We start from the raw sequence: 17,815 nt of genomic DNA on the forward strand, positions 1-17,815 counted from the left end.
ATGGCTACCGCAACTACCACGGTTGACGTCGTCGACGTCAAGGGCAAGAAGGCCGGCACCGTCGACCTTCCCGCCGAGCTGTTCGACGTCCAGACCAATGTCCCGCTGATCCACCAGGTCGTGGTCGCTCAGCTCGCCGCCGCCCGCCAGGGAACCCACAAGACCAAGCGTCGTGGCGAGGTTTCCGGTGCCGGTCGCAAGCCGTTCAAGCAGAAGGGAACCGGTCGCGCTCGTCAGGGCTCGATCCGCGCTCCTCAGATGACCGGTGGTGGCATCGTCCACGGACCGACCCCGCGCAGCTACGACCAGCGCACCCCCAAGAAGATGATCGCCGCAGCTCTGCTCGGTTCGCTCTCCGACCGCGCACGCGGTGGACGCGTTCACGTGGTCGAGTCGCTTGCTCAGGGCGACACGCCCTCGACCAAGGGTGTTCTCGAGCTGCTCAGCCAGGTCGCGACCTCGAAGCACGTTCTCATCGTGCTCGAGCGTGACGACGTGCTGAGCCTGAAGAGCGTTCGCAACATCCCGACCGTGCACGTGCTGCCGGCCGACCAGCTGAACGCATACGACGTGCTCGTCTCCGACGACATCATCTTCACCAAGGCTTCGTTCGACGCGTTCGTCGCAGCCAAGTCGAAGAACACTGCTCAGGAAGAGGTCTAGACATGAGCAACGCTGCATTCAACAAAGACCCGCGCGACATCATCCTGTCGCCGGTCGTCTCCGAGAAGAGCTACGGCCTGATCGACGAGGGCAAGTACACGTTCATCGTCGACCCCCGCTCGAACAAGACCGAGATCAAGCTCGCTATCGAGAAGATCTTCAAGGTCGAGGTCGCGTCGATCAACACGCTCAACCGTGTCGGCAAGACCCGTCGCACCAAGTTCGGCATTGGCAAGCGCAAAGACACCAAGCGCGCCATCGTCACGCTCAAGTCCGGCACCATCGACATCTTCACCGCTGTCGGCTAGGGCCAGAGGGATATAGAAATGGCTATTCGCAAGTACAAGCCCACCACCCCGGGTCGTCGCGGTTCGTCCGTCGCCGACTTCGCGGAGATCACCCGGTCGACGCCCGAGAAGTCGCTGCTGCGTCCGCTCTCGAAGACCGGTGGACGTAACAACGCAGGTCGCATCACGACGCGTCACATCGGTGGTGGCCACAAGCGCCAGTACCGTGTCATCGACTTCCGTCGCAATGACAAAGACGGCGTCAACGCCAAGGTCGCTCACATCGAGTACGACCCCAACCGCACCGCACGCATCGCTCTGCTGCACTACCTCGACGGAACCAAGCGCTACATCCTGGCTCCGAACAAGCTGGCACAGGGCGACATCGTCGAGTCGGGAGCGTCTGCCGACATCAAGCCCGGCAACAACCTGCCGCTCAAGAACATCCCCACCGGTACCGTCATCCACGCGATCGAACTGAAGCCGGGCGGCGGCGCCAAGATGGCCCGCTCCGCCGGAGCCTCGGTTCGTCTCGTCGCGAAGGACGGCCCCTATGCGCAGCTTCGTCTTCCCAGCGGTGAAATCCGCAACGTCGACGCTCGCTGCCGTGCAACGATCGGCGAGGTCGGCAACGCCGAGCAGTCGAACATCAACTGGGGAAAGGCCGGCCGTATGCGCTGGAAGGGCGTTCGCCCGACCGTGCGTGGTGTCGCCATGAACCCGGTCGACCACCCGCACGGTGGTGGTGAGGGAAAGACCTCCGGTGGACGTCATCCTGTGAGCCCTTGGGGCCAGAAGGAAGGCCGCACCCGGCACATCAACAAGGAAAGCGACAAGCTCATCGTTCGTCGCCGTACCGTCGGCAAGAAGCGTAAGTAGGAGTTGTAGAAGATGCCACGCAGTCTCAAGAAGGGCCCCTTCGTTGACGACCACCTGTATCGCAAGGTTGTCACTCAGAACGAAGCCGGTTCCAAGAACGTCATCAAGACCTGGTCGCGCCGATCGATGATCATCCCCGCGTTCCTCGGCCACACGATCGCCGTCCACGACGGTCGTAAGCACATCCCGGTGTTCGTCACCGAAACCATGGTTGGGCACAAACTCGGCGAGTTTGCTCCCACCCGCACCTTCCGTGGTCACGTGAAGGACGACAAGAAGGGCCGTCGCCGCTAACGCGGTGGCGAAAGGAGGAGAGAAATGGTGGAGTCAATCGCACGTGTGCGACACATCCGCGTCACCCCCATGAAGGCTCGTCGCGTCGTCAACATGATCCGCGGCAAGCAGGCAGTCGAAGCGCTGGCGATCCTGAAGTTCGCCCCGCAGGGTGCGTCCGACCCGGTCTACAAGCTCGTCGCGTCCGCCATGGCGAACGCTCGGGTCAAGGCCGACGCGTCGAACAGCTACCTCGACGAGCAGGACCTGTTCGTCTCGGCTGCGTTCGTCGATGAGGGAACCACCCTCAAGCGTTTCCAGCCCCGTGCACAGGGCCGCGCGTTCCAGATTCTGAAGCGCACGAGCCACATCACGGTTGTGCTGAACACGCCCGACGAGGCAGCAGTGGCAACGTCCACGAAGAAGGCAGGTAAGAAGTAATGGGACAGAAAGTAAACCCGTACGGCTTCCGTCTCGGTATCACCACCGACCACGTGTCGCGTTGGTTCTCCGACTCGACGAAGCCGGGACAGCGCTACGCGGACTTCGTTGCAGAAGACGTCAAGATCCGCAGGCTGCTCAGCACCTCGCTCGATCGTGCCGGCGTCGCCCGCATCGAGATCGAGCGCACCCGTGACCGCGTTCGCGTCGACATTCACACCGCCCGTCCGGGCATCGTGATCGGTCGTCGTGGAGCCGAGGCCGAGCGCATCCGCACCGACCTCGAGAAGCTCACGGGCAAGCAGATCCAGCTCAACATCCTCGAGGTCAAGAACCCCGAAGCCGAAGCCCAGCTCGTGGCCCAGGGAATCGCGGAGCAGCTCACCGCTCGCGTCGCGTTCCGCCGTGCCATGCGCAAGGGGATGCAGGGCGCTCAGCGCACCGCATCGGTCAAGGGTGTTCGTATCCAGGTCTCCGGCCGTCTCGGCGGCGCCGAGATGAGCCGCTCGGAGTTCTACCGTGAGGGTCGCGTGCCGCTGCACACCCTTCGCGCGAACATCGACTACGGCTTCTACGAGGCCAAGACCACCTTCGGCCGCATCGGCGTGAAGGTCTGGATCTACAAGGGTGACATCACCAACAAGGAGCTTGCCCGCGAGCAGGCCAACCAGAAGTCGACGCGCCCCGACCGTCGTGACGACCGCCGCGATGGCGACCGTCCCCGTCGTGGTGCTGCCGGCACGAATTCAGGCGCTGGCGCCTCCGCCCCCAAGGCAGAGGCTCCCGTTGCAGCAGGAGTTGAGGCATAACCATGTTGATTCCACGCAGAGTCAAGCACCGTAAGCAGCACCACCCGGGACGCAGTGGCCACGCCACCGGCGGCACCACGGTGAGCTTCGGCGAGTACGGCATCCAGGCCCTTACCCCTGCATATGTGACAAACCGCCAGATCGAGTCCGCTCGTATCGCCATGACGCGTCACATCAAGCGTGGCGGAAAGGTGTGGATCAACATCTACCCCGACCGCCCGCTCACCAAGAAGCCCGCCGAAACCCGCATGGGTTCCGGTAAGGGTTCACCCGAGTGGTGGATTGCGAACGTCAAGCCGGGTCGCGTGCTCTTCGAGCTCAGCGGCGTCAGCGACACGATCGCACGCGAAGCCCTCACTCGGGCCATCCACAAGCTGCCGCTCAAGGCACGCATCATCAAGCGCGAGGAGGGCGACGCATAATGGCGATCGGTTCCAAGGAGCTCGCCCCTGTCGAGCTCGACACATTCGAAGACGCCCGCCTGGTCGAAGAGCTGCGGAAGGCGAAGGAAGAACTGTTCAACCTTCGTTTCCAGTCGGCTACCGGCCAGCTCGAGAGCCACGGCCGCCTGCGCGCCGTGAAGCGCGACATCTCGCGCATCTACACGATCATCCGTGAGCGTGAGCTGGGCATTCGTGCCACGCCCGCTCCGGTTGCAGTGGCTCCCAAGGCAGAAAAGAAAAGCAAGGCCAAGAAGGATGCGACCGCTTCGGCGGACGCCCCGGCCGCTGAGGCTGAGGAGGCCAAGTAATGGCAACGGTTAAAGATGCGGCTGCAACGCCGGCCGACGAGACCAAGGCAGCCGCTCGCGGCTACCGCAAGTCACGTCGTGGATACGTCACGAGCGACAAGATGGAGAAGACCATCGTCGTCGAGGTCGAAGACCGCGTGAAGCACCCCCTGTACGGCAAGGTCATCCGCCGCACGTCCAAGGTCAAGGTCCACGACGAGGCGAACTCCGCCGGCATCGGTGACCTCGTCCTCATCAGCGAGACCCGTCCCCTCAGCGCCACCAAGCGCTGGCGCCTGGTCGAGATCCTCGAGAAGGCCAAGTAGGCCTCGCGCTTACTTCGCCTAAGGAAGAGTAGAAAATGCTGCAGCAGGAATCCAGAGTCAAGGTCGCCGACAACACCGGCGCCAAGGAGCTCCTCACGATCCGCGTTCTCGGTGGCTCAGGCCGCCGGTACGCCGGTCTCGGTGACGTCATCGTCGCCACCGTCAAAGACGCGATCCCCGGCGGAAACGTCAAGAAGGGCGATGTGGTCAAGGCCGTCATCGTTCGCGTGAAGAAGCAGACCCGTCGTCCCGACGGTTCGTACATCAAGTTCGACGAGAACGCCGCAGTGATCTTGAAGACCGACGGTGACCCCCGTGGTACCCGTATCTTCGGCCCCGTCGGCCGCGAGCTTCGCGACAAGAAGTTCATGAAGATCATCTCGCTGGCGCCGGAGGTTATCTAAGTCATGGCAAACATCAAGAAGGGTGACCTCGTTCAGGTCATCACGGGCGCGACCCAGGCCCGCGGCGGAGACCGCGGCAAGCAGGGTCGTGTTCTCGAGGTACTGGTCGAGAAGAACCGCGTTGTCGTCGAGGGCGTGAACTTCATCACGAAGCACGTTCGCGTCGGACAGACCCAGCGCGGTACGAAGACCGGCGGAATCGAGACCCACGAGGCCCCGATCCACGTGTCGAACGTCGCGATCGTCGATCCCGAGACCAAGAAGCCGACCCGCGTCGGTTTCCGCACCGAAGAGGTAACGAAGGACGGCGTCACCAAGACGGTCCGCATCCGTTACGCCAAGAAGTCAGGTAAGGACCTGTAATGACCGATACTGCAGTGGTGTCTGGCAAAATCCAGCCCCGTCTCAAGCAGAAGTACCGCTCCGAGATCTCGAAGAAGCTCCAGGAGGAGTTCGGCTTCACGAACGTGCACCAGGTGCCCGGACTCGTGAAGATCGTGGTCAACACCGGTGTCGGCGAGGCCGCCCGCGACGGCAAGATCATCGATGGGGCCGTCAAGGACCTCACCGCGATCACCGGCCAGAAGCCGCAGGTCACGCTCGCCCGCAAGTCGATCGCTCAGTTCAAGCTGCGCGAGGGTCAGCCCATCGGTGCACACGTCACGCTTCGTGGCGACCGCGCCTGGGAGTTCCTCGACCGTCTTCTGTCGCTCGCGCTTCCCCGCATCCGCGACTTCCGTGGTCTCAGCGACAAGCAGTTCGATGGGCGTGGCAACTACACGTTCGGTCTGACCGAGCAGTCGATGTTCCACGAGATCGACCAGGACAAGATCGACCGCGTTCGTGGTTTCGACATCACCGTCGTGACGACCGCCAAGAACGACGACGAGGGTCGCGCGCTGCTCAAGGCGCTCGGGTTCCCGTTCCGTAACGCGGAGAACACCCCCGCATAGTCTCGTCCAGCGCGGTTTTCGGCCGCGTGGGATAAGCTTTGTTGTTTGCCGTTTCGCCTGGGCCGTGTCTCACGGCCCAGGCGTAACGCATGCAGCGAAAAGCTCCGCAGGTTTTGCGGAGTTCACCACCAAAGGTCGGCTCCCTCGTAAAGGGTGTCGAAACCAGGCGAAAGGCACTACACAATGACAATGACAGATCCGGTCGCAGACATGCTGACCAGACTGCGCAACGCGAACTCGGCATATCACGACACCGTGTCCATGCCGCACTCGAAGCTCAAGTCTCACATCGCAGACATCCTCAAGGCCGAAGGTTACATCTCGGCGTGGGACGTCAAAGACGCAGAGGTCGGCAAGACCCTGACGCTCTCCCTCAAGTTCGGACCGAACCGCGAACGCTCCATTGCGGGCATCAAGCGCGTGTCGAAGCCGGGCCTTCGGGTCTACGCGAAGTCGACGGAGATCCCCACGGTTCTCGGTGGCCTCGGCGTTGCAATCCTCTCGACTTCCTCCGGTCTGCTCACAGACCGCCAGGCTTCCAAGAAGGGCGTAGGTGGGGAAGTCCTCGCCTACGTTTGGTGATCACTGATGTCACGTATTGGACGACTTCCCATTGAGATCCCTACGGGGGTCGAAGTAAAGATCGACGGCCAGGCCGTCGCCGTCAAGGGACCGAAGGGTGAGCTCGCGCTCACCGTTGCAAGTCCCATCGAGGTCAAGATCGAGGATGGCCAGGTTCTGGTCACCCGTCCCGACGACGAGCGCGAATCGCGTTCGCTTCACGGTCTTACCCGTACCCTGATCGCCAACCAGATCATCGGTGTCACCGAGGGCTATTCCAAGAGCCTCGAGGTCGTCGGAACCGGTTACCGCGTTGCAGTCAAGGGCGCTGGCGTCGAGTTCGCGCTCGGCTACTCGCACCCCATCACCGTCGAGCCGCCCGCGGGCATCAGCTTCTCGGTCGAGGGCGTCAACAAGCTCACGGTCACCGGAATCGACAAGCAGGCCGTCGGTGAGGTTGCCGCAAACATTCGTAAGTTGCGCAAGCCTGAGCCCTACAAGGGCAAGGGTGTGCGTTACGCCGGCGAGGTCGTTCGCCGCAAGGCCGGAAAGAGTGGTAAGTAACCATGGGTCTCGGAACTAGAGGAAAGAGCAAGTCTGCTGCGCGTTCGCGCCGGCATGACCGTCTCCGCAAGAAGGTCGAGGGCACTGCCCTCCGCCCCCGTCTCGTCGTGTCTCGCTCGGCTCGTCACGTCTTCGTGCAGGTCGTCGATGACGCCCTGGGTCACACCCTGGCGTCGGCTTCGACCCTCGAGGTCGACATGCGTTCGTTCGATGGCGACAAGACAGCCAAGGCGCGCAAGGTCGGCGAGCTCGTCGCCGAGCGCGCGAAGTCAGCCGGCATCGAAGCAGTCGTCTTCGACCGCGGCGGGAACCGTTACGCAGGACGCGTTGCGGCTATCGCCGAGGGCGCTCGTGAAGGTGGGCTGAACCTGTGAGCACCGAAAACACTACTAAGGAGAACGCTGTGGCTGTTGAAGCCCCGGTAGAGACCGCCGCATCGACGGAGGCAAACCAGACCGAGCCCCGCGAGGCTCGTCGCGGAGGCCGTGAGCGCAACCCCAACCGCGGAGATCGCGGAAGCCGTGACGCCGACAAGAGCCAGTTCCTCGAGCGCGTCGTCACGATCAACCGCGTGTCGAAGGTCGTCAAGGGTGGTCGTCGCTTCAGCTTCACCGCACTGGTCGTCGTCGGAGACGGCAACGGACTCGTGGGCGTCGGCTACGGCAAGGCTCGCGAAGTTCCTACCGCCATCTCGAAGGGTGTCGAAGAAGCCAAGAAGAACTTCTTCCGCGTCCCCCGCGTCGGCAACACCATTCCGCACCCGGTTCAGGGAGAGGCCGCCGCAGGCGTCGTTCTTCTTCGTCCCGCGGCTGCCGGTACGGGTGTTATCGCAGGTGGCCCCGTCCGCGCCGTGCTCGAGTGCGCCGGTATCCACGACGTCCTCTCGAAGTCGCTCGGTTCGTCGAACACGATCAACATCGTGCACGCAACCGTCGAGGCTCTGAAGATGCTCGAGGAGCCCCGCGCCGTCGCCGCACGTCGTGGTCTTTCCTACGAAGACGTGGCTCCGGCCCGTCTGCTCCGCACCGAGGCAGCGCTTCGCGAGGCCGCGGCAACTGCGAAGGCAGGTGCATGATGGCCGCGCGCCTCAAGGTAACCCAGATCAAGTCCAAAGTCAGTGAGAAGCAGTACCAGCGCGATACCCTTCGCAGCCTGGGACTCAAGCGCATCGGCGACGTCACTATCCGCGAGGACAACTCGCAGAACCGTGGCTACGTCAACACCGTCGCTCACCTGGTGAAGGTTGAGGAGATTGACTAATGGCTGAAGAAGCTAAGAAGGAGACGGCCGCCAAGGCTGCTCCGAAGAAGGCCGCTGCTCCCAAGGCAGAGACCGCTGCGAAGGCCCCCAAGGCCGCGAAGACCGAGGCCGCCCCCAAGGCGGAGAAGGCTGCTGCTCCGAAGAAGGCCGCAGCCCCCAAGGTTGACAAGGCCGAGTCGGCTGCCGCTGCTCCCAAGGCTGCGGCGAAGGCCGCACCGAAGGCCGCGAAGACCGAAGAGGCCGCTCCCCGTGAGCAGGTTCTCAAGGTCCACCACCTTCGCCCCGCACCCGGTGCCAAGAAGGCGCGTACGCGCGTCGGTCGTGGTGAGGGATCCAAGGGTAAGACCGCCGGTCGTGGAACCAAGGGAACGAAGGCTCGTTACCAGGTCCGCGTCGGGTTCGAGGGTGGGCAGATGCCTCTGCACATGCGTACGCCGAAGCTGCGCGGGTTCAAGAACCCGTTCCGCGTCGAGTACCAGGTCGTCAACCTCGAGAAGCTCGCCGAGCTCTACCCGTCGGGCGGAGAGGTCACGATCAGTGACCTCGTCGCCAAGGGTGCCGTACGCAACAACGAGAAGGTCAAAGTTCTCGGACAGGGCGACATTACGGTTAAGCTGAACGTTGCGGTCGACAAGGTCTCCGGTTCAGCTGAACAGAAGATCGTTGCCGCCGGTGGCTCCGTAAAGTAACGCACCTTCCGGTGCTGTGAGTGGTAAATCGCTCGCACGCTACGGTTTCGACGAGAGCCCCCGATAGACTCCCTGAGTCTGCCGGGGGCTTTCGCGCCATCACTTTCGCCAATTAGCAGGAGGCATTTTTTGTTTAGAGCCGTCGCGCGGATCTTCCGCACCCCGGATCTCCGCCGGAAGATCGGGTTCACGCTCGGCATCGTCGCACTGTTCCGTCTGGGATCGTTCATCCCCGCACCATTCGTGGACTTCGGAAACGTGCAGTCGTGCCTCGCTGCGAACCAAAACACGTCGGGCCTCTACGAGCTCGTCAACCTCTTCTCCGGTGGCGCTCTCCTGCAGCTGAGCATCTTCGCGCTGGGCATCATGCCGTACATCACGGCATCGATCATCACCCAGCTGCTGCGCGTGGTCATCCCGCACTTCGAGACACTCCACAAAGAGGGCCAGGCGGGCCAGTCCAAGCTCACGCAGTACACGCGCTACCTGACCATCGCGCTGGCGGTGCTGCAGTCTACGACGCTGATCACCGTGGCACGCTCCGGTGCGCTCTTCGGCACCACGACGGTGGCGGAATGTACTCAGCTCATAACCGACGACGCGTGGTACGCGATCATGCTCATGGTGATCACGATGACCGCCGGAACCGGATTGATCATGTGGATGGGCGAGCTCATCACCGAGCGCGGCATCGGCAACGGAATGTCGCTGCTCATCTTCACGTCGATCGCCGCTCAGTTCCCCAACTCGCTGTGGAGCATCGCTCAGGCCAAGGGCTTCGAGACATTCCTTCTCGTCATAGCCGTCGGTCTCCTGATCATGGCGGCCGTGGTGTTCGTCGAACAGTCACAGAGACGCATCCCTGTGCAATACGCCAAACGCATGGTCGGCAGGCGAACGTACGGTGGCAACAACACCTATATCCCGATCAAGGTCAATATGGCGGGCGTCGTGCCGGTCATCTTCGCCTCGTCGCTCCTGTACCTGCCCGCGCTCATCGCCCAGTTCAACCAGCCGGCTGCCGGCCAGTCGCCTGCGCCCTGGGTCACCTGGGTCACGAACTATCTCACCAAGGGCGATCACCCGCTCTACATGATTCTGTACTTCCTGCTCATCGTCGGATTCACCTACTTCTACGTCGCCATCACCTTCAACCCCGAAGAGGTGGCCGACAACATGAAGAAGTACGGCGGCTTCATCCCCGGCATCCGAGCCGGTCGTCCTACTGCCGAGTACCTCGACTACGTGCTGACCCGTGTCACCCTTCCCGGATCGATCTACCTCGGTCTGATCGCCCTGATTCCCTTGGTGGCACTCGCGATCGTGGGGGCCACGTCGAACTTCCCCTTCGGTGGTGCTTCGATCCTGATCGTGGTCGGTGTCGGCCTCGAGACGGTCAAGCAGATCGATTCGCAGCTGCAGCAGCGTCATTACGAAGGCCTGCTGCGATGACCTCGGTCGACACGCTTGCGGGAACCGTGCGGCTGCTGATCATCGGTCCTCCCGGGGCCGGCAAAGGCACGCAGGCGGCGAAGCTCGCCGAGATCTACGGAATCCCCGCGATCTCGACCGGTGACATCTTCCGCGCAAACATCAAAGAGGGCACCGAACTGGGCAAGAAGGTGCAGGCGCTCGTCGAGTCAGGCTCGTATGTGCCTGACTCCCTGACGAACGACCTGGTTCGAGACCGGCTTCTGCAACCTGATGTGGCGGGCGGGTTCTTGCTCGACGGCTACCCTCGCACGACCGAGCAGGTCGACGAGCTCGATCGCATACTCGCCAAGGCCCACGCGCATCTCGATGCTGTTGTTCAGCTCGTGGCCGACGTCGACGAGGTCGTCGAGCGCCTGCGCAAGCGCGCGCTCGTCGAGGGTCGCGCCGACGACACCGAAGAGGTATTGCGACACCGACAAGAGGTCTACGCCGACCAGACGGCGCCGTTGATCGATGTGTACGCGAGCCGCGGGCTCGTTGTCGCGGTTGACGCGCTCGGCGAGGTCGACGAGGTCACCGAACGCATCGTCACGGCACTCGCCTCTCGATGAGCTTTCGCAAGAACATCTACAAGACGCCCGATGAGCTGCGGCTCATGGTGCGCCCGGGTCTGGTGACGGCGGCATCGCTCGACGCGGTGCGCGCCGCCATCCGGCCAGGAGTGAGCACGCTCGAGCTGGATTCGATCGCGGAGCGCGTGATCGTCGAGGCCGGGGGAGTGTCGAACTTCAAACTCGTTCCGGGCTACCGACACACGATCTGCGCTTCGGTCAACGACGACGTCGTGCATGGCATCCCGGGTGAACGCATCCTGCAGCCAGGTGACATCGTCTCGATTGACAACGGCGCAGAGGTCGAGGGCTGGAACGGAGACTCCGCGTTCACCGTGGTCATTCCCGACGAGACGAGACTCGAGCTCGTGGCAGAACGTCAGCGGCTGTCCGACGTGACGGAGGGTTCGCTGTGGGCCGGTATCGCCCGCCTCAGCACGGCTCGCCACCTGAACGAGGTCGGCGAGGCGATCGAAGAGTACATCGAGGCACAGGGCACCTTCGGTATCGTCACCGATTACATCGGCCACGGCATCGGCCGCAGCATGCATGAGGCCCCGCCCGTCTTCAACTATCGGGTGCGCGCCAAGGGTCCCGATGTGAAGCCGGGACTGGTGGTCGCGATCGAGCCGATGGTCACGCTCGGATCGATCGAGACGTACGTGCGCGAAGACGACTGGACCGTCGCAACCGACGACGGAAGTGTCGCGGCGCATTGGGAGCATTCCGTCGCCGTGCACGCAGACGGAATCTGGGTCACCACGGCCCACGACGGCGGCGCAGCGGGCCTGGCTCCATTCGGCGTCACGCCGACGCCCATCCGGTAGCGTCCGCGGGCCCATTCGACCGGCGCAGGGAACGGATTGCGGGCTACTTGTCCATGATGTGCACGAGCTCGTCGATGAAGCTCGGAAAATCGACCGCGCGCTTGATGATGCGCTGCACATCCTCCCGGTCGGAGAACACCTCGACGAACTGATCGAAGACCTCCTGGAACGATGTGCGACCGGTGGCAGCGAACGCGATGAACGCGATGACGTTCACACGGTTCTCTCCCCACGCCATCGCCGAATCGTTGATCACGATCGCGATCGAGGTGCGACTGGCCGTCATCGCCATCGCGTGAGGAACAGCGATGCTGTCGGTGAACGCGGTCGACGACATGAGCTCGCGTTCGATTGCTCCGTCGACGTATGAGCGGTCGATCACGCCATGCTCGACCATCCGCTGGCCGAGAGTCTCGATCATCTCCACCTCGCTCGATACGTGCAGCTCCCTGAAGAAGAGCGCCTCGTCGAAGTAGAGCAGCAGGTCGTCCTTGATCTGCATGCGGCGGGCATGCCGACGCACGCGGCTGATTGCACGGCGAACGTTCTCGATATCGCCGTCGGTCAGAAATGGCTGGATGACGACTTCGTTCTCGCGCGGAGCACGGGAGGCGATCGTTGAGAGCACGAGGTCTGCGTCGAGTTCCGACCAGTCGACGTCGGTTCGGGTGATCACGATCGCCACGTCGAGTTCGTCGCCCAGCGCCCTGGTGATTCGCTCGGCCAACATCTCGTGCATGTCGTAGTAGTTCGGGCACACCACCGCACAGCGCAGCCTGTCGCCCCGGCGCTCCTTGCGCTCGAGGTAGGAGCCCACGTGCAGTGCGATGAACGCGATCTCGTCGTCGTTGATGTGAATTGCCGCGCGGCGCTGAAGCTGACTCGCGATGAACACCGAGAGTTCGTAGGTCATCGGGTACGAGGTCTTCATCGATCGGGTCAGAGGATTGACCGAATAGGCATTCTCGTGAGCACGCGCCACGAGGTTGCGCACGTGCAGCGACAGTCGAACCATGAACTCCTCGTCGGCGAGGTCGATCAGGTACTCCTGATGCACGAGCGCGACGATGTCGCGCACGGTGGCGAGCACATCGGCGTCGACGTAGTTCTCGACCACCTGCTTCGTCGACTCGTCGTGACCCGGCGTCACGACCCGAGTGGTCAGCAGCACGGCGAGGTAGTCGAGGTCGGGGGCGCTGAGCGACACAGCGAAGTGGTTCACGACGAGACCGGACAGTGCCGCTGCGATCTCTGCAACCCGCGGGCCGGAGGCTACGAGCGGCACCTCGGACTGCGCACGATCCTGCCTTTCGAGAGCGATCATCAGGTGCAGCAGCACGTTGTTCAGACCGTACTCGTTCACGAAGTAGCCGTGTGCGTCGAGCATGTCGATCAACTCGGTCTTGAAGCTCCCGAGGTTCTCGGATTCGAATTCACGCTGCACTCGCTCGAGCTCGAGGAACCCCTGCGCGCTCTCCTCGCGGAACATACGACTGAGCAGCCGACGATGGTTCGCCTCCGATCCCACGATCGAGACGAGGTTGTCGCGCCTCACCAGTGACAGGTCATCTGCTTCGACGAGCAGCTTGACCTTGCGCAGGTCTTGTTCGAGGGTCGAATCGCTGACGAACAGGCGGGTGGCAAGGCTGCGAGCATCGAGACCCTCGGGCGCATTGCCGAGAAGACGCACGAGCTGGTAGATGCGGTCGCGAGGCGTCTCGGGTTCGACAATCCGACCCTCCGCGCGGAACGCGCTCAGCGCGTCGCGGTCGACGCGGTAACCGAGCACACCGGACTGAATCGTCTCGTGGGGATGAGATGCGCTCTTGGCGGCCGTCACGTAGCTGCGCACGCTGCGGCTGGTGACGCCGAGTTTGTCGGCCAGCTCGGCGGCGGTCACCCAGCCATCGGCTTGGGACAGATAGTCCAAAAGCCGTTCATACTTCTCATTCATGTGCTGGTCGCTCCCGACCTGAGTCAACCATCCCGGGCGCCTCCAGACTAATTGCAACCAGTCGGCTTCCTCCCCAGCGGAAACTTTTCTGCGGCGCAACCCGGCGCGAAGCCGCGACTTCTCCGAGAGTATTGAACGTAGGTCGCAAGGAGGCGAGAGATGCACAGAGTTCTGATTGTCTGCGGTGCTGGTGCATCGAGTACTTTTCTGGCCCATCGCATCCGGGCCGCCGCCCGCCGTCGCGACATCGACGTGAGCGTTTCGGCATCCAGCACAGCGGGGCTCGCCGAGCGAATCGGCGCGATCGATGTCTTGCTCGTCGGCCCCCACCTCGCGACGCGGTTCGACGAACTGTCGCACCTCGCCGACGCGGCGGGCGCGGTGAGTGCCCTCCTGCCCGACACGATCTTCGGCTCGGGAGGCGAGGAGATCGCCCTGGATCTCGTCCTGAATCGTGTCGCCGACACCGCCAGCTCATCGTGACCCACCCAACGAACCACGAAACATCAAGGAGAAATCATGGCTGAACGCACTGTCACCATCGCGTCGACCCACGGGCTGCACGCGCGTCCGGCGTCGATCTTCACACAGGCCGCGGCCAAGGCGGGAGTTCCCGTGCAGCTGACGAAGGGCGACAAGTCCGTGAACGCGGCCAGCATCCTCGGTGTGATCTCGCTCGGCATCGACCACAACGACGACGTTGTGCTGTCTGTCGAGGGCGACGACGCCGACGCGGTTCTCGACGAACTCGCGGCCCTGCTCACCACCGACCACGACGCCGCGTGAGCGCCATGACTTTTCAGGGAGTAGGAATCGGTCGCGGCATGGCGATGGGAACGGTGCTGCAGATGCCCGCACCGCTGCCCGAGCCTCAGGATGCGCCGTCGACCCTGAGCGTCGACGCCGAGAAGGAGCGAGCCGCCGTGGCGCTGGCCGCCACCGCGGCAGGCATCCGGGCCAGAGGTGAGCGTGCAGGCGGATCGGCCAAGGACGTGCTCGAGGCCCAGGCCTTCATGGCTGAGGACCCGACGCTCTCCGATGACGTCAAAGCCCGCATCGGCACGGGTAAGACCGCAGAACGCGCGGTGTTCGAGGCCTTCGCGAGTTTCCGTGACCTGCTCGTGAGCATGAGCGGTTATATGGGCGAGCGGGCGACCGACCTCGACGATGTGTCTCAGCGCGTCGTCGCCCAGCTCCAGGGAGTCGAAGCGCCCGGCGTGCCCGACCCCGACCATCAGTTCGTCCTCGTTGCGCGCGACCTCGCTCCCGCCGACACCGCTCTTCTCAATCTCGACAAGGTGCTGGGTCTGATCACGAGCGATGGAGGACCCACATCGCACACGGCGATCCTCGCGCGTGAGAAATCGATCGTCGCCGCTGTCGGTGTCGCCGGAGCTCTCGAGATCGCGAACGGAACCACCGTCATCGTGGATGCCTCGACCGGCACGATCACGGTCGACCCGAACGAAGACGAGCGGTTCGCCGCCAAGATGGCCATTCAGGAGCGCGCCTCACTGGCCAACGCGCCGGCCGGGCCCGGGCGTCTCGCCGACGACACCGAGATCCCTCTGCTCGCAAACCTCGGTTCCGCGGGCGGAGCTGAAGAGGCCGTCGAGCTGGGTGCCGAGGGCGTCGGCCTGTTCCGCACCGAGTTCCTGTTCCTCGACTCGGCGCAGGCGCCGACCGTCGAGGAGCAGCAGTCGCAGTACTCCTCGCTCTTCGCCGCATTCCCAGGCAAGAAGGTCGTGGTTCGCGCATTGGACGCGGGAGCAGACAAGCCGCTGAGCTTCTTGAACGACGCTCCGGAGGAGAACCCGGCCCTCGGCCTTCGTGGTCTGCGGGCTCTGCGGGCGAACGAGCAGATCCTGCGTGACCAGCTCACCGCCATCCGCAATGCCGAAGCCGAGAACACGGCCGACGTCTGGGTCATGGCGCCCATGGTGTCGACCCTTGAGGAGACCCGGTACTTCACGTCCATCGCACGCGAGATCGGTCTGAAGACCGCCGGTGTCATGATCGAGGTTCCGTCGTCTGCTCTGCTGGCCGATCGCATCCTCGTCGACGCCGACTTCGCGTCGATCGGTACCAACGACCTGACCCAGTACACGCTGGCCGCCGACCGCCTTCTCGGAAGCGTCGCGTCGTTCCAGGACCCGTGGCATCCCGCTGTGCTGCGCCTCGTGGGCGAGGTCGGCAAGGCCGGAGCGGCGTTGGGCAAGCCCGTCGGCATCTGCGGCGAGGCTGCAGCCGACCCGCTGCTCGCGGTCGTCCTCGTCGGTCTCGGAGCCACCAGCCTCTCGATGTCGCCCGCAGCGCTCGCCGATGTACGCGCCGAACTGCGCCTCTACACGATCGAGCAGGCGCAGCACTTCGCCGAGCTCGCCCTCAAGGCGAACAGCGCGATGGAGGCCCGCGCTGCGGTGTCCGCCAGCGCGTCCTCCTGACGTAACACCCGCACCACACACCCAACAATCACACGCACCCCTCAACACAGAAACAAGGAGAAACACTCATGACGACGACGTCAGCTCCCGCCAAGCCGGGAGGAGCCCGAGTTCGCGTTCAGCAGCTCGGCACATTCCTCTCGGGAATGGTCATGCCCAACCTCCCCGCGTTCATCGCCTGGGGCCTCATCACCTCGCTGTTCATCTCGGCCGGCTGGTTGCCCAACGGCATCCTCGGCGGTTTCGGTGACGCCGCCGCAATCGGATGGCCGGGAGCGGCCACGACGATCGCGGTCGGTGAAGACGGCAAGAACTTCCAGCAGTACGCGGGTCTTGTCGGTCCGATGATCACCTATCTGCTGCCGCTGCTCATCGCGAACACCGGTGGACGCATGGTCTATGGCCAGCGCGGCGGCGTGATCGCGACGATCGCGACAATGGGCGTCATCGTCGGAAGCACGATCCCGATGTTCCTCGGTGCCATGATCGTCGGCCCGCTCGCTGCATGGATCATGAAGCAGATCGACAAGATCTGGGACGGCAAGATCCGCCCCGGCTTCGAGATGCTCGTGAACAACTTCTCAGGCGGAATCGTCGGCGGCCTCCTCGCCATCGGCGCGTTCTTCGGTGTCGCCCCTCTTATCCAGGGGCTGACCAACATCCTGAGTGCCGGAATCGATGCGCTGCTCAATGCCGGTCTGCTGCCGCTCACCAGCATCATCATCGAGCCTGCAAAGGTCCTGTTCCTGAACAACGCCATCAACCACGGCGTGATCACCCCGGTCGCGACGCCCGAGGCGCTTGCGAATGGCAAGTCGATCCTGTTCCTTCTCGAGGCCAACCCCGGTCCCGGCGTCGGAATCCTGCTCGCATTCGCCGTGTTCGGAGTGGGCGCAGCCCGTGCCAGCGCTCCCGGCGCCATCATCATCCAGTTCTTCGGTGGTATTCACGAGATCTACTTCCCTTACGTGCTGATGAAGCCGCAGCTCATCGTCGCCGCGATCGGCGGCGGCATGACCGGCGTTGCGACGAACGTCCTCTTCAATTCGGGTCTTGTCGGTCCGGCAGCGCCCGGCAGCATCATCGCCGTGCTCGCCGTGACGGCGAAGGACAGCTATATCGGTGTCATCCTGTCGGTGATTCTGGCTGCCACGGTCTCGTTCCTCATCTCAGCTGTGCTGCTGCGGGCCAGCCGCAAGAAGGACCTCGCCGCAGAGGCGGCCGGCGACGACGCCTTGGCCGCCGCAGTGGCCCAGAACGCCGCGAACAAGGGCGGCGAAAGCAGGGTCGGCGCGCTCCTCGGAGGTGACGAAGTGGTCGACCACGGCCAGTCAACGGTGCTCACCGAGACGAGGCTGCAGAACATCGTGTTCGCCTGCGACGCCGGCATGGGATCGAGCGCCATGGGTGCGTCTGTGCTGCGCAACAAGCTGAAGAAGGCCGGCATCTCCGACGTGAACGTCACGAACGTGGCGATCGCCAATCTGGACGACGATGTCGACCTGGTGATCACGCACAAGGACCTCACCGACAGGGCCCGGCAGAAGACGCCGAACGCCCAGCACGTCTCGGTCGACAACTTCATGAACAGCCCGAAGTACGACGAGGTCGTGAATCAGGTCGCAGCGCAACACCCGCAGGAGCAGGCATAGCCTGCTCCCTCTCCCAGGACGCCCCCGGCTGTCGGAGCACGACTCCGGCGGCCG

General features: G+C 63.6%; 26 protein-coding genes. 25 read left to right on the forward strand and 1 reads right to left on the reverse strand.

From position 1 onward, the window contains the following. From rplD to map, 21 genes are all read left to right on the forward strand, one after another. Positions 1 to 663, forward strand: coding sequence for a 50S ribosomal protein L4 (gene rplD / locus B9Y86_RS08445; RefSeq protein ID WP_085484866.1), 663 nt, complete (start codon positions 1 to 3; stop codon positions 661 to 663). 2 nt (positions 664 to 665) lie between these two features. Further along, positions 666 to 971: a 50S ribosomal protein L23 gene (gene rplW / locus B9Y86_RS08450; RefSeq protein WP_044440011.1), complete on the forward strand. Its 306-nt coding sequence runs from the start codon at positions 666 to 668 to the stop codon at positions 969 to 971. An 18-nt stretch (positions 972 to 989) separates the two neighbouring features. Then, the gene (rplB, locus tag B9Y86_RS08455; protein WP_044440013.1) at positions 990 to 1,829 is read left to right on the forward strand and encodes a 50S ribosomal protein L2; all 840 of its coding nucleotides are present in this window, start codon (positions 990 to 992) and stop codon (positions 1,827 to 1,829) included. Between the two features lie 12 nt (positions 1,830 to 1,841). Next, positions 1,842 to 2,123: a 30S ribosomal protein S19 gene (rpsS, locus tag B9Y86_RS08460; protein ID WP_044440015.1), complete on the forward strand. Its 282-nt coding sequence runs from the start codon at positions 1,842 to 1,844 to the stop codon at positions 2,121 to 2,123. 24 nt (positions 2,124 to 2,147) lie between these two features. Then, a complete protein-coding gene (gene rplV / locus B9Y86_RS08465; RefSeq protein ID WP_044440016.1) occupies positions 2,148 to 2,543 on the forward strand; it encodes a 50S ribosomal protein L22 in 396 nt (131 codons plus the stop codon). Then, entirely contained in the window at positions 2,543 to 3,352 is an 810-nt protein-coding gene (gene rpsC / locus B9Y86_RS08470) for a 30S ribosomal protein S3 (protein ID WP_044440017.1), read from the forward strand. The genes rplV and rpsC overlap by 1 nt, the downstream gene beginning before the upstream one ends. Before the next feature lie 2 nt (positions 3,353 to 3,354). Next, positions 3,355 to 3,774, forward strand: a complete 420-nt coding sequence (gene rplP, locus B9Y86_RS08475) for a 50S ribosomal protein L16 (protein ID WP_044440018.1) — start codon at positions 3,355 to 3,357, stop codon at positions 3,772 to 3,774. Further along, positions 3,774 to 4,103: a 50S ribosomal protein L29 gene (gene rpmC, locus B9Y86_RS08480; RefSeq protein WP_044440019.1), complete on the forward strand. Its 330-nt coding sequence runs from the start codon at positions 3,774 to 3,776 to the stop codon at positions 4,101 to 4,103. Before rplP ends, rpmC begins: the two co-directional genes overlap by 1 nt. Beyond that, positions 4,103 to 4,408 (forward strand): 30S ribosomal protein S17, encoded by a 306-nt coding sequence (gene rpsQ, locus B9Y86_RS08485; protein ID WP_085484868.1) that lies wholly within the window; start codon positions 4,103 to 4,105, stop codon positions 4,406 to 4,408. The genes rpmC and rpsQ overlap by 1 nt, the downstream gene beginning before the upstream one ends. Before the next feature lie 35 nt (positions 4,409 to 4,443). Further along, positions 4,444 to 4,812, forward strand: a complete 369-nt coding sequence (gene rplN / locus B9Y86_RS08490; protein WP_044440021.1) for a 50S ribosomal protein L14 — start codon at positions 4,444 to 4,446, stop codon at positions 4,810 to 4,812. A 3-nt stretch (positions 4,813 to 4,815) separates the two neighbouring features. Then, complete coding sequence (gene rplX, locus B9Y86_RS08495; protein ID WP_044440022.1) at positions 4,816 to 5,175, forward strand: 50S ribosomal protein L24; 360 nt, start codon at positions 4,816 to 4,818, stop codon at positions 5,173 to 5,175. After that, positions 5,175 to 5,765 (forward strand): 50S ribosomal protein L5, encoded by a 591-nt coding sequence (gene rplE / locus B9Y86_RS08500; RefSeq protein ID WP_085484870.1) that lies wholly within the window; start codon positions 5,175 to 5,177, stop codon positions 5,763 to 5,765. Before rplX ends, rplE begins: the two co-directional genes overlap by 1 nt. Positions 5,766 to 5,948: 183 nt before the next feature. Beyond that, positions 5,949 to 6,347, forward strand: a complete 399-nt coding sequence (rpsH, locus tag B9Y86_RS08505) for a 30S ribosomal protein S8 (RefSeq protein ID WP_044440024.1) — start codon at positions 5,949 to 5,951, stop codon at positions 6,345 to 6,347. A 6-nt stretch (positions 6,348 to 6,353) separates the two neighbouring features. Beyond that, positions 6,354 to 6,890 (forward strand): 50S ribosomal protein L6, encoded by a 537-nt coding sequence (rplF, locus tag B9Y86_RS08510; protein ID WP_085484872.1) that lies wholly within the window; start codon positions 6,354 to 6,356, stop codon positions 6,888 to 6,890. Between the two features lie 2 nt (positions 6,891 to 6,892). Beyond that, entirely contained in the window at positions 6,893 to 7,264 is a 372-nt protein-coding gene (rplR, locus tag B9Y86_RS08515) for a 50S ribosomal protein L18 (protein ID WP_055778086.1), read from the forward strand. Between the two features lie 29 nt (positions 7,265 to 7,293). Then, positions 7,294 to 7,965 (forward strand): 30S ribosomal protein S5, encoded by a 672-nt coding sequence (gene rpsE, locus B9Y86_RS08520; protein WP_268750572.1) that lies wholly within the window; start codon positions 7,294 to 7,296, stop codon positions 7,963 to 7,965. After that, positions 7,965 to 8,150, forward strand: coding sequence for a 50S ribosomal protein L30 (gene rpmD / locus B9Y86_RS08525; protein WP_044440029.1), 186 nt, complete (start codon positions 7,965 to 7,967; stop codon positions 8,148 to 8,150). Before rpsE ends, rpmD begins: the two co-directional genes overlap by 1 nt. Beyond that, positions 8,150 to 8,839, forward strand: coding sequence for a 50S ribosomal protein L15 (rplO, locus tag B9Y86_RS08530; RefSeq protein ID WP_085484874.1), 690 nt, complete (start codon positions 8,150 to 8,152; stop codon positions 8,837 to 8,839). The genes rpmD and rplO overlap by 1 nt, the downstream gene beginning before the upstream one ends. Positions 8,840 to 8,968: 129 nt before the next feature. Next, the gene (secY, locus tag B9Y86_RS08535; RefSeq protein WP_085484876.1) at positions 8,969 to 10,291 is read left to right on the forward strand and encodes a preprotein translocase subunit SecY; all 1,323 of its coding nucleotides are present in this window, start codon (positions 8,969 to 8,971) and stop codon (positions 10,289 to 10,291) included. After that, positions 10,288 to 10,884 carry an adenylate kinase gene (locus B9Y86_RS08540; protein WP_176223307.1) on the forward strand — a complete coding sequence of 199 codons (597 nt, stop codon included), beginning with the start codon at positions 10,288 to 10,290 and terminating at the stop codon, positions 10,882 to 10,884. Before secY ends, B9Y86_RS08540 begins: the two co-directional genes overlap by 4 nt. Then, positions 10,881 to 11,711 (forward strand): type I methionyl aminopeptidase, encoded by an 831-nt coding sequence (map, locus tag B9Y86_RS08545; RefSeq protein ID WP_085484878.1) that lies wholly within the window; start codon positions 10,881 to 10,883, stop codon positions 11,709 to 11,711. The genes B9Y86_RS08540 and map overlap by 4 nt, the downstream gene beginning before the upstream one ends. A gap of 43 nt (positions 11,712 to 11,754) precedes the next feature. Here the strand turns inward: map and B9Y86_RS08550 are convergent, their stop codons facing one another. Beyond that, on the reverse strand, positions 11,755 to 13,665 hold the full coding sequence (locus tag B9Y86_RS08550) for a BglG family transcription antiterminator (RefSeq protein WP_085484880.1): 1,911 nt from the start codon (positions 13,663 to 13,665) through the stop codon (positions 11,755 to 11,757). Positions 13,666 to 13,824: 159 nt separating this feature from the next. Between B9Y86_RS08550 and B9Y86_RS08555 the strand changes: the two genes are divergently transcribed. The 4 genes from B9Y86_RS08555 (at position 13,825) to B9Y86_RS08570 (ending at position 17,761) form a co-directional block, all read left to right on the forward strand. Continuing rightward, positions 13,825 to 14,148, forward strand: a complete 324-nt coding sequence (locus tag B9Y86_RS08555) for a PTS sugar transporter subunit IIB (protein ID WP_085484882.1) — start codon at positions 13,825 to 13,827, stop codon at positions 14,146 to 14,148. Positions 14,149 to 14,184: 36 nt separating this feature from the next. Beyond that, positions 14,185 to 14,451, forward strand: a complete 267-nt coding sequence (locus B9Y86_RS08560; RefSeq protein ID WP_055855598.1) for an HPr family phosphocarrier protein — start codon at positions 14,185 to 14,187, stop codon at positions 14,449 to 14,451. A 5-nt stretch (positions 14,452 to 14,456) separates the two neighbouring features. Next, positions 14,457 to 16,109: a phosphoenolpyruvate--protein phosphotransferase gene (ptsP, locus tag B9Y86_RS08565; protein WP_085485372.1), complete on the forward strand. Its 1,653-nt coding sequence runs from the start codon at positions 14,457 to 14,459 to the stop codon at positions 16,107 to 16,109. Positions 16,110 to 16,177: 68 nt separating this feature from the next. Then, positions 16,178 to 17,761 (forward strand): PTS mannitol transporter subunit IIBC, encoded by a 1,584-nt coding sequence (locus tag B9Y86_RS08570; RefSeq protein WP_085484884.1) that lies wholly within the window; start codon positions 16,178 to 16,180, stop codon positions 17,759 to 17,761. The last annotated feature ends 54 nt before the right edge of the window (positions 17,762 to 17,815 follow it).

The organism is Agreia pratensis, assembly GCF_900177685.1.
Lineage (GTDB): Bacteria > Actinomycetota > Actinomycetes > Actinomycetales > Microbacteriaceae > Agreia > Agreia pratensis.

What these genes read in the sequence shown, in the direction of transcription:
- rplN (WP_044440021.1), top strand. Translation starts at nt 4,444, where the DNA reads ATGCTGCAGCAGGAATCCAGAGTCAAGGTCGCCGACAACACCGGCGCC.
- rplB (WP_044440013.1), top strand. Translation starts at nt 990, where the DNA reads ATGGCTATTCGCAAGTACAAGCCCACCACCCCGGGTCGTCGCGGTTCG.
- rpsS (WP_044440015.1), top strand. Translation starts at nt 1,842, where the DNA reads ATGCCACGCAGTCTCAAGAAGGGCCCCTTCGTTGACGACCACCTGTAT.
- B9Y86_RS08540 (WP_176223307.1), top strand. Translation starts at nt 10,288, where the DNA reads ATGACCTCGGTCGACACGCTTGCGGGAACCGTGCGGCTGCTGATCATC.
- rpsC (WP_044440017.1), top strand. Translation starts at nt 2,543, where the DNA reads ATGGGACAGAAAGTAAACCCGTACGGCTTCCGTCTCGGTATCACCACC.
- rplP (WP_044440018.1), top strand. Translation starts at nt 3,355, where the DNA reads ATGTTGATTCCACGCAGAGTCAAGCACCGTAAGCAGCACCACCCGGGA.
- rpsQ (WP_085484868.1), top strand. Translation starts at nt 4,103, where the DNA reads ATGGCAACGGTTAAAGATGCGGCTGCAACGCCGGCCGACGAGACCAAG.
- B9Y86_RS08550 (WP_085484880.1), bottom strand. Translation starts at nt 13,665, where the DNA reads ATGAATGAGAAGTATGAACGGCTTTTGGACTATCTGTCCCAAGCCGAT.
- ptsP (WP_085485372.1), top strand. Translation starts at nt 14,457, where the DNA reads ATGACTTTTCAGGGAGTAGGAATCGGTCGCGGCATGGCGATGGGAACG.
- rplE (WP_085484870.1), top strand. Translation starts at nt 5,175, where the DNA reads ATGACCGATACTGCAGTGGTGTCTGGCAAAATCCAGCCCCGTCTCAAG.
- rplV (WP_044440016.1), top strand. Translation starts at nt 2,148, where the DNA reads ATGGTGGAGTCAATCGCACGTGTGCGACACATCCGCGTCACCCCCATG.
- rplR (WP_055778086.1), top strand. Translation starts at nt 6,893, where the DNA reads ATGGGTCTCGGAACTAGAGGAAAGAGCAAGTCTGCTGCGCGTTCGCGC.
- B9Y86_RS08570 (WP_085484884.1), top strand. Translation starts at nt 16,178, where the DNA reads ATGACGACGACGTCAGCTCCCGCCAAGCCGGGAGGAGCCCGAGTTCGC.
- B9Y86_RS08560 (WP_055855598.1), top strand. Translation starts at nt 14,185, where the DNA reads ATGGCTGAACGCACTGTCACCATCGCGTCGACCCACGGGCTGCACGCG.
- map (WP_085484878.1), top strand. Translation starts at nt 10,881, where the DNA reads ATGAGCTTTCGCAAGAACATCTACAAGACGCCCGATGAGCTGCGGCTC.
- rpmC (WP_044440019.1), top strand. Translation starts at nt 3,774, where the DNA reads ATGGCGATCGGTTCCAAGGAGCTCGCCCCTGTCGAGCTCGACACATTC.
- rplF (WP_085484872.1), top strand. Translation starts at nt 6,354, where the DNA reads ATGTCACGTATTGGACGACTTCCCATTGAGATCCCTACGGGGGTCGAA.
- rplW (WP_044440011.1), top strand. Translation starts at nt 666, where the DNA reads ATGAGCAACGCTGCATTCAACAAAGACCCGCGCGACATCATCCTGTCG.
- rplO (WP_085484874.1), top strand. Translation starts at nt 8,150, where the DNA reads ATGGCTGAAGAAGCTAAGAAGGAGACGGCCGCCAAGGCTGCTCCGAAG.
- rplX (WP_044440022.1), top strand. Translation starts at nt 4,816, where the DNA reads ATGGCAAACATCAAGAAGGGTGACCTCGTTCAGGTCATCACGGGCGCG.
- rpmD (WP_044440029.1), top strand. Translation starts at nt 7,965, where the DNA reads ATGGCCGCGCGCCTCAAGGTAACCCAGATCAAGTCCAAAGTCAGTGAG.
- rpsH (WP_044440024.1), top strand. Translation starts at nt 5,949, where the DNA reads ATGACAATGACAGATCCGGTCGCAGACATGCTGACCAGACTGCGCAAC.
- B9Y86_RS08555 (WP_085484882.1), top strand. Translation starts at nt 13,825, where the DNA reads ATGCACAGAGTTCTGATTGTCTGCGGTGCTGGTGCATCGAGTACTTTT.
- rplD (WP_085484866.1), top strand. Translation starts at nt 1, where the DNA reads ATGGCTACCGCAACTACCACGGTTGACGTCGTCGACGTCAAGGGCAAG.